This is a genomic window from Neglectibacter sp. X4 (genome assembly GCF_009917365.1).
Classification (GTDB): Bacteria; Bacillota; Clostridia; order Oscillospirales; family Acutalibacteraceae; genus Acutalibacter.
Map to the genome: position 1 here is coordinate 14,263 of NZ_QWLE01000043.1, position 13,143 is coordinate 27,405.

Here is a 13,143-nt window from a genome sequence, read left to right on the forward strand (position 1 = left end):
CAACTTTCTTTATCAATCTTCAAAAACCTTTATCCATCAAAACGGCAGAGAACCGGGCACAGTACGTTTTTATTCCCCGCCGCTTTGTGCATCCCAGAAGTTTTTGGGGGTGGCCAGAGACAGAAAAAGCCGGCGCAGCTTAAACGCCGCGCCGGCCCGTGTTTCTGTATTTCCGCCTTAGTCCTCGCCGTTTTCAGCCTTTGCGGCCTCAATAGCCTTCTGAGCCACATTAGCGGGGGCTTCCTCATACCGCTCAAACTCAAAGGTAAAGCTGCCCCGGCCCTGGGTACACTGGCGCACAAAGGTGCTGAAATCATGCATCTCCGCCATGGGGGCCTCTGCCTCTACCGTCTGCTTGCCTGCGCCCGCAGGCTCCATGCCCAGCACGCGGCCCCGGCGCTTGTTCACCTCGCCCATGATGTCGCCCATGTTGCCGTCAGGCACAGTGGCCCGCAGGTGCCCGATAGGCTCCAGCAGCACAGGGTTTGCCTGGGGCATGCCGTTCTTATAGGCAATGGTTGCCGCCATCTTAAAGGACATTTCAGAGGAGTCTACCGGATGGTAAGAGCCGTCATACAGGGTGGCAGACAGGCCCACCACAGGGTATCCTGCCAGCGGCCCCTTGAGGATGCACTCCCGCAGGCCCTTTTCCACAGCGGGGAAGAAGCCCTTGGGCACAGAACCACCTACAACCCGCTCATTAAACTCCAGGCCCTCGCTGTCGCAGGGGGCAAACTCTATCCACACATCGCCAAACTGCCCATGGCCGCCGGTCTGCTTCTTGTGCCGACCCTGCACCTGCACCTTTTTGCGGATAGTCTCCCTGTAAGGCACCTTGGGATCCTTCAAAGTAATCTCCACGCCGAACTTGGCCTTGAGCTTTGACACAATCACATCCAGGTGCTGCTCGCCCAGGCCGCTTACCACCAGCTCGTGGGTTTCTGTGTTGGACTGGAACCGGATGGTGGGATCTTCCTCTGCCAGCCGCAGCATCCCCTGGGCAATCTTGTCCTCTTCGCCCTTCTTTTTCGGCACAATAGCCATAGACAAGGTGGGAGTGGGATACTCCACGCCTTCCAGGACAACCTTCCGGGCCGGGCTGCACAGGGTGTCCCCTGTGTTGGTGGCGGTAAGCTTGGGGATGGCGCCGATATCGCCTGCGCCGATAAACTTCACATCCTCCTGCTTCTTGCCTGTCATCATCACAGTCTTGCCCACCCGCTCCGTGTTGCCGGTGCGCATGTTCACAAGCTGGGACTCTGTAGAAATCTTGCCGGATATCACTTTTAAATAGGAAAGCTTGCCGATAAAGGGATCTGCCACAGTCTTAAAGACAATGGCCGCCGCAGCGCCCTCGCTGTTGACTGTAAGCTCCACAGGCTCTCCGTCCACATCTGTGCCGATTTCCCCGGCCTTTTCCTGGGCGGAGGGGGCAAGCCAGGCAAGGCCGTCCATAAACTGCTCCATGCCCCGCATAAGCATGGCGTCCCCGCAGAACACAGGCGTGATGGTGCCGGACTTCACGCCCTTGCTCACGCCTACAATCACTTCCTCGGGGGTGAACTCTTCCCCGGCGAAATACTTCTCAAACAGCGCGTCATCTGTCTCCGCCACAGCCTCATAAATGGCGGTGCGCAGGCCTTCCAGCCTGTCGCCCATGTCAGGGATGGCCACCTGCACAGGCTTGCCGTCGGAATAATCGTAAGCCTTATACTCCAGCAAATTCACATAGATGTTGGCCTGGCCGTCCTGAATATAGGGCACCACCACCGGGCACACCGAAGGGCCGAACTGGGCCTTCAAATCCTCAAAAACCCGGTAGAACCGGGCGCTCTCGTCGCACAGGCCGTTTACAAAGAAAATTTTCGCCAAATCCCGCTTAGACGCAGCCTCAAAGGCTTTCTCCGTACCCACAGCTACCCCGTCTTTGCCGGGGATAACTACCAGCACTGTGTCGGCGGCCCGCATAGCCTCGCACATGCCGCCCTCAAAGTCGAAAAGCCCGGGGGCGTCCAGCAGGTTTATCTTCTTGTTTTTCCATTCCAGCGGGGCAACCGCCGCGCCGATAGAGGTTTTCCGGCGGATTTCCTCGGGGTCAAAGTCGCAGACCGTGTTGCCGTCCCCCACCTTGCCCCGGCGGTCGGACATCCCGGCAAGATACAGCATGGCTTCCGCCAGGGAGGTTTTGCCTGCCCCGCCATGGCCCGCAACCGCCAGATTGATAATGTTCTTTTCCTGATATTGGTTCATAAGCGTTTGCCCCTTCCACAGGCTTCATAAGTATTTTGCACAAGCCCCAAAGCCTGCCCTAAAAACCGTTTTCAAGGCAGACCCTGCAAGGCTTTTTCTATTATATAGCATTCTGCCGAAAAACACAAGGACAAATGTGAAAAAATATCTGAATTTTCTGTAAAGCACCTTTCTTTTTTGTGTATTTTGGGACAGTCCGCCTGCTTGGAGGCTGGTCAAAACAGATGCAGGGCGGCTTCCTTTCCGGAAAACCTCCCTGCAACCCCAGTGCGTATATACCCTTCACTTCACAACCTGATATACTGTAATCGTATGCAGCACGCTGCCCGCCAGGACGAACAGGTGGAAAACCGAATGGATATAGGGAATTTTCTTCCCCATGCCATAGAGGACGGCTCCCAGGGTGTAGCACAGCCCCCCTGCCAGCAGGCACCAGAAGCCTGCCGGGCTGACGTTCTGGGTGAAGGTTTTCATGGCAAAAACCACCACCCAGCCCATGGCGAGGTAACAAATCATGGAAACTATTTTAAAGCGCTCCACACTGATGGCATTGAGTACAATGCCCAGCACCGCTGCCGCCCACACCAGGGCAAACATGGCCCATCCCTGAATGCCCCCCAGGCTGACAAGGGTGATGGGGGTATAGGTTCCGGCTATCAGCAGGAAGATCGTGCAGTGGTCTAAAGAGCGGAACACCACCTTGGCTTTGTTCAGCCCCAAAGCGTGGTATAGGGTGGAGACAGTGTACAGCAGCACCATGGTGGCCCCGTAAATGGAAACGCTGGATACCTTCAAAGGCGTTTTTTCACAGAACACCAGCAGCAGCACCAGACCCGCCACTGCCAGCAGCGCCGATACCCCATGGGACACAGAGGAGAAAATCTCCTCTCCCAGGGTGTACCGGGGCAGTCCCAGCCGTCTGCGCTTTTCCGCCTGCTGCTCTCTTTTTTGCATCAAATTCATTTTCATTGCCTGCTCCATAGCTTCCGTCCTTTCCGGTGGCTGCTTTGAAAACAACCCCTGCGCAGAGATTCGACATTTTTGCGACATCTAGTTTTTAAAACCATTTATGATGATAGTATACTCCTTATAAAAAGAAAAATCAACCGCTTTCAGGAAGAAGTTTGTGAATTTTTTAAAAACCTTTTTCCAGTGTTGACTTTTTTGCACTGCTATGCTAATATTTTCTATACCGTCATTCCTGCCCGCTGTCTGCTGTACGTTGCACAGAACCGCGCTGGCATAGCCAAACTGTATTTTGCCCCTCCGTGTCATGGGGCCGGATGCCTTGGCTTGCCGCGCTTTTTTTATGGCGCCAGCGGCGCAGAACCTTTTTTGAAAAAACCATTTTGACACGCTTTCAGCGCACGAGGTACATATGTTATGAAAAAGAAGAAAAAAGAGAAGGAACAGAAAAAGTCCACCATCCTGCGGTTTTACCCCTATACCAAGGGGTTCCGGCTGCAATTTGTGCTGTCCATGGTGATGGTGGTCATTTCCGTTATCGCAAACTATATGACTCCCCAGGTCATCCGGGTCACTGTGGACTCTGTCATAAACGACAACGCTTTCCAGCTTCCCGGCTTCCTTTCAGGGTGGATAGCGTCCATCGGAGGGGAGGAGGCCCTGCGGGAGCTGCTCCGGGGCAGCATTGCCATATGCGCGGCAGTGTCCCTGGGCTTTGCCGCCATTGCAAGCCTTAGCAGCTACTCTTCCCGCATGAACCTGGCCCGGGCCTGCGAGGGCACTGTGGCCAGAATCCGCGACACCCTGTTTGGGCACATCCAGCGCCTGCCCTATGCCTGGCACAACTCCCACCAGACCGGGGACATTATCCAGCGCTGCACCATGGACGTGGATCTCATCCGCAACTTTGTCAGCGACCAGCTTATGGAGTGCATCCGCATTTTCCTGCTGATTGTAGTCTCCCTGGGGCTTATGTTCGCCATGAACGTGCGGCTGTCCCTGCTGGTCACCGCCTTTATCCCTGTGGTGTTTGTCACCTCTTTCGTTTTCTTCGGCATTGTGGGCAAAAAGTTCCAGAAAGCCGATGAAACAGAAGGGGAACTGACCGCCCTGGTGCAGGAAAACCTCACCGGCGTGCGGGTGGTGCGGGCTTTTGGCCGGGAGCGCTTTGAAATCGACCGCTTTAATAAGAAAAACGAAGAATTCACAGGCATGTGGGTGCGCCTGGGCAAGGTGATGGGCATTAACTGGGGCCTGGGAGACTTTTTCGCAGGCTTTCAGGTGTGCGTTATCATTGTGGCAGGGGCTTTCCTGGTGGAGCGGGGGGAGCTTACCGCCGGGGAGTTTTTGGCCTTTGCGGCTTACAACTCCATGCTGGTGTGGCCTGTGCGCAACCTGGGCCGCCTGCTCAGCGAGCTGAGCAAAACCACCATCAGCGCCACCCGCCTGTTTGACATCCTGGACGCCAAAGAGGAAGAAAACTGCCCCAGCCCTGTTTCCCCCGCCCTCACCGGAGACATCGTATTTGACCACGTAAGCTTCGGATACACCGGCAGCGCCGGCGTGCTGGAGGACGTGAGCTTCACCGTAAAAGCGGGCAGCACCTTTGGCATCCTGGGGGCCACTGGCAGCGGCAAATCCACCCTGATGTACCTGCTGGACAGGCTCTACGAGCTACCGGAGGGCCAAGGAAGCATTACCATCGGCGGGGTGGATATCCGTAAAATGGACATTGCCCACCTGCGGAAAAACATCGGCATCGTGCTGCAGGAGCCTTTCCTCTTCTCCAAAACCTTCCGGGAAAGCATTGCCGACGGCGCGGCCCGGGAGGACATTGAGACGGTGCGGCATTATGCCCGCCTGGCTGTTATTGACGACGCCATTGAAAACTTCGCCCAGGGCTACGATACGCCTATTGGCGAGCGGGGCGTGACCATTTCCGGCGGACAGAAGCAGCGGGTAGCCATTGCCCGGATGCTGATGCAGGACACTGCCATTAAAATCTTTGACGATTCCCTCTCTGCTGTAGATATGGAGACAGACGCGAAAATCCGCCATTCCATTAAGGAGAACGTTCACGGCACCACCATCCTTATTGCCCACCGCATCACCACCCTCATGAACGCCGACCAGATTCTGGTGTTGGACAGAGGCAAGGTGGCCCAGATGGGCACACATGAAGAACTTTCCCAGCAGGAGGGCATTTACAAGCGCATTTTCGACATGCAGTCGGCAACGTGACGCTTGACCCAAGACGCGCAAGCGTAACGCTTGACCTAAGACGCGGGGGACGTGGATAAAATTTTTCGCCGCGGAATGATATTCCGCGCTTACGTAAGCCCTCGCGTGCCCAACGCACTTTCAAAAGTTTTTCGATCAAACCTTTTTCCAAAAAGGTTTGCAGGGTGTGGGACGGAGTCCCACGACCGTACAAAGCCGTGCGAAAAGCACGGGAAGGTAAGAGTGACAGTCCGGTGGGCTGTCGCCTTGTAGGGAACACCTGGTAAGGGTTTCCCTGCGGGGATTTTTCCCGAGGGGAAAATCTCCGGCCCGGAAAGAGCGCGAGAAAACCACTGCGAGGGGTTTTCTCGTGGGACACCCACTAAAAGCAAAACCCGAAAAGGAGGCTTACCATATATGAAAAATCAAAATACAGAAAGAAAGGAAAAGTTTTCGTCGCTGAAAACCTGGGCCAAGCTGCTGCCCTTTCTGCGGCCCTACCGGGGGCTGATGGCAGTGGTTATCGCCACTATGCTGGTAAACGCGGCGGTAGACATCTGCTACCCCCTCTTGTCCGGGTACGTGGTAGACCGCTTTGTCACCCCCAGGACTACAGAGGGCATAGCCGGATTTGCGGTTGTATATATGCTGGTGGTGCTGCTGCAGATGACCTGCACCATCGTATTTGCCCGGTCAGCCCTGAAGGTGGAAATGTACTTGGGCCGGGACTTGAAAAAGACCTTGTTCACCCACTTGCAAACCCTTAGTTTTTCCTATTACAACACCACCCCTGTGGGGGTTATTATGGCGCGGGTGATGAGCGACACCAACCGTATCGGCGGCGTGTTCGCCTGGAGCCTGGTGGACATCTTCTGGAGCCTTGCCTATGTGCTGGGGTGCATGGGGGTTATGCTGTTTATCAACTGGCGGCTGGCCCTGCTGATTATTGTGGTGGTGCCTGCCATTGCCCTTGCCACCCTCTATTTCCAGAAGCGTATTTTAAACCTGAACCGCAAGGTGCGGAAAATCAACGCGGAGATTACCCGCCACTATAACGAGGGCATCTCCGGGGCCAAGACCTCCAAAACCCTGGTGATTGAGGACAAGAACATCGCGGCCTTTCAGGAAGTGACAGGCCGCATGAAGCACACCACCATCCGGGCCGTCATGCTAAACGCCATTTATGTGCCCATTATCGGCTTCTTAACAGCCCTTGCTGTGGCCTTTGTCATCACAGGGGGCGGCAGCATGGTGATGTGGGGGAACATCGGCATCGGGGAACTGACCGTATTCGTCAACTTCGCCCTGGTCATTGCCGACCCTGTCCAGACCCTGGCCCGCACTATCTCAAACTTTATCGCCACCCAGGCAAACATTGAGCGCGTCTCCGCCCTTTTGGAGCTGGAGCCGCAAATTCAAGATACCCCGGAGGTAATAGAAAAATACGGCACCTCCTTTGAGCCAAAGCGGGAGAACTGGGAGGAACTCAAGGGCCACATCACCTTTGACGATATCACCTTCCAGTATCCCGACGGCACAGAAAATGTGCTGGAGCATTTCACCCTGGACGTGCCTGCGGGCACTACAGTAGCCATTGTGGGGGAGACAGGGGCGGGAAAATCCACCCTGGTGAACCTTGCCTGCCGCTTCTTCGAGCCAACCGGGGGCCGCATCCTGATAGACGGCCGGGACTACCGGGAACGCAGTATGCTGTGGCTGCACAGCAGCATTGGGTATGTATTGCAGACCCCCCACCTGTTCTCCGGCTCTGTAAAGGAGAACATCCGCTATGGGCGCTTAGACGCCACAGACGAGGAAGTGATGGCTGCGGCAAAGATGGTCAACGCCCACGATTTCATCATGCGCATGGAAAAGGGCTATGACAGCGACGTGGGCGAAGGGGGCGGGCAGCTTTCCACCGGGGAAAAGCAGCTTGTGTCCTTTGCCCGGGCAGTGCTGGCAGATCCCCGCATTTTCGTCCTGGACGAGGCCACCGCCTCCATCGACACCAAAACCGAGTCCCTCATCCAGGAGGCCATCTCCACCATGCTTACAGGCCGCACCTCTTTCCTTATCGCCCACCGGCTCTCCACCATCCGCAAGGCAGACTTAATCCTGGTGGTGCGGGGCGGCAAGATTATCGAGCAGGGCACCCATGAGGAGCTGATGGCTCTGGGCGGCTACTATGCGGATCTCTATAACAAACAGTTTGAAACCGAAACCGCCGAGAGCGTGTTCAGCGCTTAGGGGGCTTTTAGAAAAAAGCCCCCTAAGAACCCCAAAACCTAATTCGCGTTTTAGGCAGGCGGTATGCGCCAGGCACTGCCCGCGTAGAAAAGCATATTCTATGCGTAAAGCTTTGCCCGCGCCGGAACGCGCCATAATTACATACATTATTAAGAAAAGGGAGGCCTCTTCGTACCCTTCACATAAGGAAGTGAAGGGTACAAGGGCATCTCTGTATCAAATTACGGTATAGTCTTCGTGGCTATGCCGTTTTTTCTTCTTTGGAACGCTTCTGTTTCAGGCGTTCTTGGAACATTTCTTCATATTCTTCAGCGGATGGGGCGTTGATAATACCGACTCCATTATAGTGAATATCAATAGGAGAACCGTATTCTGTACTGCCTCCACTCAGCGTACTCTCAGATAGTTTCTGCCCATAGGTCAGGCCATTGGCGGTAGGCCAGGTAATGGCGGGGGCGGCTGCCTTATTGATGGTCAGTGTTCCCGGCTGATAAGTAATTGTATAATTGGCGGTCATATCTGCGCCACTGCTGTTCTTGATTTGAGCGGCGGAGAGTTCGATGGTGCCGCCGGGTACATTCCTGGTGCTGGCGGCGAGGGCAATGCCGCTTAAACTATCACCAGCGCAAAGCCCGGTGGCAGTTACCTGCCCTGTTCCCTCTGTGATGCTCTGGCCGTAGGTGATGGTCTGGTTGCTGGCCTTGATGGTCAGTGCAGCCGTTCCAATGGTAAAGGTCGTACTGGCGGAGCCGGAATAATTTCCATCTGCTGTGGCGGTGACGGTCACTGTGGCCTCACCTGCGTTGATATTGTCGGTGGCGCTGATGGTGTACTGGCTGGCGTCAATCGTCACTCCGTTCAGTTCTACCGTCACATTTCCCGCTGCCGGGACAACCGCCGCCCCAGTATAGGTATAGCTGCCGCTGACGGTCACAGTTGCGCCGTCCAGCATGGTTTTCTTGGTGGTGATAGGCTTTCCCTCGCTGCTGGGGGAGGCGTTGTGGTTTTTATCCCCCTTCAGCCGGACATAGAAGGTGTATTCATGGTTTGGATCAAGGCCGGTAAATACGGGGCTGGTCTGCCATTCGTCATTGTCTCTCTTGTACTCCGCATTTTCGATAGTGTCCAACGTGATACTGTTGTCTCTGATGTTTTCCTCTGTTGCGGTGGGAGCGGCAGGTGCAGCCTGATCCGCCGGGTTGATGTACAGCGTCAACCCGCCGCTCTCAGCGGCGGTGTAGTCGTCCTGCTCCGGGATACTGGCCTTGACTGTATAACCCGCGGCATCGGTGGGCCGATCAGGGCCGGAATATACTCCATATTTGTAAGTGATCGTTCCGCTAAAGGTTTCGCCACCCACCAGCGTCACAGTCGGCTTGATGTTGGCGGGCTGCACTGTTTGGAAAAGAAAATATCTTTGATACACCGAAGCCGGAGACACTAATTGAACGTATTATTCACATTGCCACCAAGCTGCTCCATCTCGTAGACCGAGTTTTGCAGCCGTATGAGCGCCCGCTCCGCTGGCATCTGGGGTATCTCCCTGCAATCCCTGCCCAGCGGACACTCGTTGACGCAGTACCACGCTCGCAGCTCCGGCTCGTTGTATGCGTCTGCCATGAGCGCCACGACGATGTTTGGCGGCCTTGTGATGTCCAGCTTGTACTTCTTGAGGCTGTCCTCCGTCACGCCGGGGAGGAAGTCGATAGCTCCAGCTCTTGTCAAGAGCTTTTCGTTCCACCTCGCGGCCCGCATTCGTGCCTCAAAGTACCTGTTACCGCAGGCTTTTGTGGCTTGCCTCGCCATTTATTTTCACCTCCCTCTGCGGTAAAATTATTGCAGGTTGAGAAAAGAAGTTGACGTATTCAGCGACGTTTCTTTGGATTGCCTGTGCCCGTGTTGTCTCTATCAGCGTCATTCGCTGGTAAAAAAATTAGCGACGCACGGGAAAGGTGTTGTCGAAGATGTCGTCTCCGTAGTAGTTCAGCGCCCGCTTAATCCGCAGGGCCAACCGCAACGACGGCTGTTTCTCTCCTGTCTCGATCTGCGAATAGTGGCTGCGGCTTGTCCCGACCGCGCTGCTGAACGCCTGCTGGGTATAGCCATTGGCCTCGCGCAACCGCTGTAACTTGGCTCTCATACTCATGTCTCCTTTCCGTTTTGTCTCTATTGGCGTCGCCTATGGTCTATTATAGTTCCTGATTGGGGCAAAGTCAACCATTTCCAAAAATTTTATTTTACTATGACGCTTTTAAGGGCAAACACTACTCAAAACGGGGCAAATCTGCTATAATTATTTTTTGGAGGTGCTTATCCATGCAAAAGTTTTCCGCCCGCCTGATCTCCCTGCGCAAAGAGCGCGGCCTCTCCCAAGAGGAGCTGGCCCGTATCGTCAACAAAACCCGCTCCGCTGTCTCAGGCTATGAAATCGAGGACAAGGAGCCGCCGTTTGAAGTGCTGTGTTCCCTCGCAGAGTATTTCGACGTGTCCACTGACTACCTGCTGGGCCTCTCCGACGAGAAAAACCATGTTGAGCAGGTTTTCTATAACGACCGGGGAAATTTTGAGCGGCACTACAAGGCCATGTCTGCGGAGCTGCGCCCTGTCGTCGCCAAGTGCTTTGACAGTTTCTACCTGCTGCTGGGCCGGGATATGCAGCTTTCCCGCCCCGAGCGCCTGCAAGTCTACCAAGAGCTGTTCCAAACCCTGCAATCCCTCCGGGCTGGTATCCGCAAGGCTGTCGAGGCCTCCGGCGGTGCTATCACTGACCCGCTGGCCCTCTCCGAGCTGATGGCTATGCAGAGCCAGCTCAAGAATGAGGTCTGCGCCCTGCTGGACAAGCTCATGCAGGCGGACATGGAGGTCGCCTTTAGCCTCAAGAAAGGCGAGGGGGCCGGGTTATCCGAAAAGTCGGCAATGTGATTTTTGTGGATTTCCGCCCCTCCTCGTGAGGGGCGTTTTCCGTGGAGGTGATACCCATGCAACCGTACTGCATCTACCTGCGCAAGTCCCGCGCCGACATGGAGGCCGAGGCCCACGGCGAGGGCGAAACACTGGCCCGTCACGAAAAGCTCCTCCTTGAGGTCGCCCGGCGCGGCCCCTACAACGTCATCCAGATTTACCGGGAGGTCGTCTCCGGCGAGACTATCGCCGCTCGCCCCGTCATGCAGCAGCTCCTCCAAGAGGTCGAGCAAGGGCTGTGGGAGGGCGTTCTCGTCGTCGAGGTGGAGCGTCTGGCCCGTGGCGATACCATCGACCAGGGCATCATGGCGCAGACGTTCAAGTATTCCAGCACCAAAATCGTAACCCCCCTCAAGGTCTACGACCCAAACAACGAGTACGACGAGGAGTATTTCGAGTTTGGCCTTTTCATGTCCCGCCGGGAGTATAAAACCATCAACCGCCGCTTGCAGCGCGGCCGCCTTGCCTCCGCCAAAGGAGGGAAATGGGTATCCGGCGTGGCCCCCTATGGCTACGAGCGCGTCCGGGTGCCGAACGACAAGGGCTGGACGCTGCGCCCAGTGGAGGCCGAAGCCGATATCGTCCGCTTTATCTTCCGGCTCTACACCTCCGGCGAGGAGGGGGACGGCGGCTCCGTGAAAAAGACTGGCACCTATTCGCTGGCGCTGCGCCTCGACCAGATGGGCGTTACCCCTCCGGGGTCTGCGCTCTATTGGAGCGGCACCACGGTACAGTCCATTCTCCAAAACCCCGTCTACATCGGGAAAATCCGCTGGAATGTCCACAAGTCGAAAAAGCGTATCATCAACAACGCTGTCCGGGTGGAGCGGTACACCGCGCCGCCGGAGGAGCAAATCCTTGTGGACGGCCTGCACCCCGCCATCGTGGACGAGGCCGTGTTCCTCGCTGCCCAAGACCTCATAGCCCAAAAAGGGCCACCGCCTGTCCAGTCCGAGAACATCGTGAAAAATCCTCTGGCCGGGCTGCTGGTCTGCGGGAAGTGTGGCCGCAACATGACGCTCCGGCCCAATGCCTACGGCGGTATGCTCCTGTGTCCGAGCCGCGTTTGCGACAACATCGGCTCCAAGTACGAGATCGTGGAGGAGCGCCTGCTGCAAGCCCTCTCCCGTTGGCTCGACGACTACCGCCTCGAATGGTCTGACCGCCTCCCTGCGGAGGAGCAGGCCCTTATCGACCTCAAGGAGAAGTCAATCCGAAAAGCTCAGTCCGAGGTGGAGACGCTGCGCAAGCAGCTTTTCCGCACCCACGACCTATTGGAGCAGGGTGTCTACGATACCGACACGTTCCTCGCCCGCTCCCGGTCTATCTCAGAGCGTATCAGCGCCGCCCAAGAGAGCGCGGAGGCTCTGGCTGCCGAACTGGTGGAGGACGAGGCCCGCGCCGCCAGCCGGAAAAACATCGTCCCAAAGGTCGAAAAGCTGCTTGAGGTGTACGCCGCCCTGCCCTCCGCGCAGGCCAAGAATGAAATGCTCAAGGAGGTTATCGAACGGGCCGAGTATATCAAGCTCTCCCGCTCTGGGAAGAACGGCCCGTTTGACAATTTCGAGCTGGTGCTGTTCCCCAAGCTCCCCCGCACTATCGGGGAATGAAAAAAGCCGTCCAATTCCTTTTGGGCGGCTTTTCTTTATGATAACCTTGCAGGTACGATATGTCTTTGTATTCCTCATTCACGCCGAGACCGAAAAGCTCGTCCGTTTCCAGCGCTTTAAGCAGGCTTACATCCACCTTCTGGCGCTCGTCATAGAGGCCGGCTGCGGCCTGCGTCACTTCCACGGTTTCGCCCGCATAGGTAAGCTCCGCATATTCCGGCTGGGTGTTTAAGACCATCCCCTCCGGAGCCTGGCGTTCCTCCAGGCGGTAGCGCCCCAGGTATAAAAGCCCGCTCTGCGCCGTTCCGTCCTCCCCGGTGGCAAGGGTCTCCACGACGGTATCTTTTGCCGCCCTGAGTGTCCCGTCTCCGGTATAAATATCTTCATCTGCAATCACGTCATAAACCGCACCCGGAAGCCCCATGACCTCATACACCGGCTGGTACAGGCCGCCGTTCTCCTGGACGGAAGCGAATACCTCGCCGGTCTTGGTGATGGCAAGCTGCCCTTTCTGCGGCATATTGTACTGTGTGACCGTGACAACCGCCTCGCTGCCGTCAATGGTAAACGGCACCGGCTCACTGGATAATACATACCCATAAGGCGCCGCCACCTCATACAATTCATAATCTCCGGTGTGCAGAGGCTCCGGTAGCATCAGCCAGCCTTCATCCGAAACATAGAAGGTATCAAGGGTTTCCGGGTTCGGGTAGTAGATTTCCTGGGTGACAAGTTCCCCGGTGGAGAGGTCCTTGATCTGGAAGCCTGTGCCGGCTATGGGGATAATATTACCGGTTTTTGGTGTAGAATATACCAATGTCATTAAGTTAGTACGCAAGGACGCACGCCAAAGGGCCAGGGGGCACAAAAAAGAGCAAAAGGAATTGGG

Annotated in this window: 11 protein-coding genes; 4 read left to right on the forward strand and 7 right to left on the reverse strand. The window is 56.0% G+C overall.

Annotated elements, in window-relative coordinates; translation table 11 throughout:
* Nucleotides 1–177: 177 nt before the first annotated feature.
* The 3 genes from D1841_RS12870 to D1841_RS12880 form a co-directional block, all read right to left on the reverse strand.
* Nucleotides 178–2,250, reverse strand: a complete 2,073-nt coding sequence (locus D1841_RS12870; RefSeq protein ID WP_160643535.1) for an elongation factor G — start codon at nucleotides 2,248–2,250, stop codon at nucleotides 178–180.
* Nucleotides 2,251–2,532: 282 nt separating this feature from the next.
* Nucleotides 2,533–3,213, reverse strand: a complete 681-nt coding sequence (locus D1841_RS12875) for a hemolysin III family protein (protein ID WP_160643560.1) — start codon at nucleotides 3,211–3,213, stop codon at nucleotides 2,533–2,535.
* Between the two features lie 87 nt (nucleotides 3,214–3,300).
* Nucleotides 3,301–3,606: a hypothetical protein gene (locus D1841_RS12880; RefSeq protein WP_160643533.1), complete on the reverse strand. Its 306-nt coding sequence runs from the start codon at nucleotides 3,604–3,606 to the stop codon at nucleotides 3,301–3,303.
* A gap of 27 nt (nucleotides 3,607–3,633) precedes the next feature.
* Between D1841_RS12880 and D1841_RS12885 the strand changes: the two genes are divergently transcribed.
* On the forward strand, nucleotides 3,634–5,457 hold the full coding sequence (locus D1841_RS12885; RefSeq protein ID WP_160643531.1) for an ABC transporter ATP-binding protein: 1,824 nt from the start codon (nucleotides 3,634–3,636) through the stop codon (nucleotides 5,455–5,457).
* Nucleotides 5,458–5,853: 396 nt separating this feature from the next.
* Nucleotides 5,854–7,683 carry an ABC transporter ATP-binding protein gene (locus tag D1841_RS12890; protein ID WP_160643529.1) on the forward strand — a complete coding sequence of 610 codons (1,830 nt, stop codon included), beginning with the start codon at nucleotides 5,854–5,856 and terminating at the stop codon, nucleotides 7,681–7,683.
* A 241-nt stretch (nucleotides 7,684–7,924) separates the two neighbouring features.
* On the opposite strand, the gene D1841_RS12895 is transcribed toward D1841_RS12890, so the two are convergent.
* The 3 genes from D1841_RS12895 to D1841_RS12905 form a co-directional block, all read right to left on the reverse strand.
* A complete protein-coding gene (locus tag D1841_RS12895) occupies nucleotides 7,925–9,052 on the reverse strand; it encodes an MBG domain-containing protein (protein WP_166554269.1) in 1,128 nt (375 codons plus the stop codon).
* Between the two features lie 71 nt (nucleotides 9,053–9,123).
* Nucleotides 9,124–9,408, reverse strand: coding sequence for a hypothetical protein (locus D1841_RS12900; protein ID WP_160643525.1), 285 nt, complete (start codon nucleotides 9,406–9,408; stop codon nucleotides 9,124–9,126).
* Between the two features lie 208 nt (nucleotides 9,409–9,616).
* Nucleotides 9,617–9,823, reverse strand: a complete 207-nt coding sequence (locus D1841_RS12905) for a helix-turn-helix transcriptional regulator (RefSeq protein WP_160643523.1) — start codon at nucleotides 9,821–9,823, stop codon at nucleotides 9,617–9,619.
* Between the two features lie 176 nt (nucleotides 9,824–9,999).
* On the opposite strand from D1841_RS12905, the gene D1841_RS12910 reads away from it, so the two are divergent.
* Both D1841_RS12910 and D1841_RS12915 read left to right on the forward strand, forming a co-directional pair.
* Entirely contained in the window at nucleotides 10,000–10,605 is a 606-nt protein-coding gene (locus D1841_RS12910) for a helix-turn-helix domain-containing protein (protein ID WP_160643521.1), read from the forward strand.
* Between the two features lie 56 nt (nucleotides 10,606–10,661).
* Nucleotides 10,662–12,254, forward strand: coding sequence for a recombinase family protein (locus D1841_RS12915; protein WP_160643519.1), 1,593 nt, complete (start codon nucleotides 10,662–10,664; stop codon nucleotides 12,252–12,254).
* On the opposite strand, the gene D1841_RS12920 is transcribed toward D1841_RS12915, so the two are convergent.
* The coding region (locus D1841_RS12920) for a SpaA isopeptide-forming pilin-related protein (protein WP_347564003.1) at nucleotides 12,241–13,143 on the reverse strand (903 nt) is incomplete at its 5' end. The genes D1841_RS12915 and D1841_RS12920 overlap by 14 nt on opposite strands.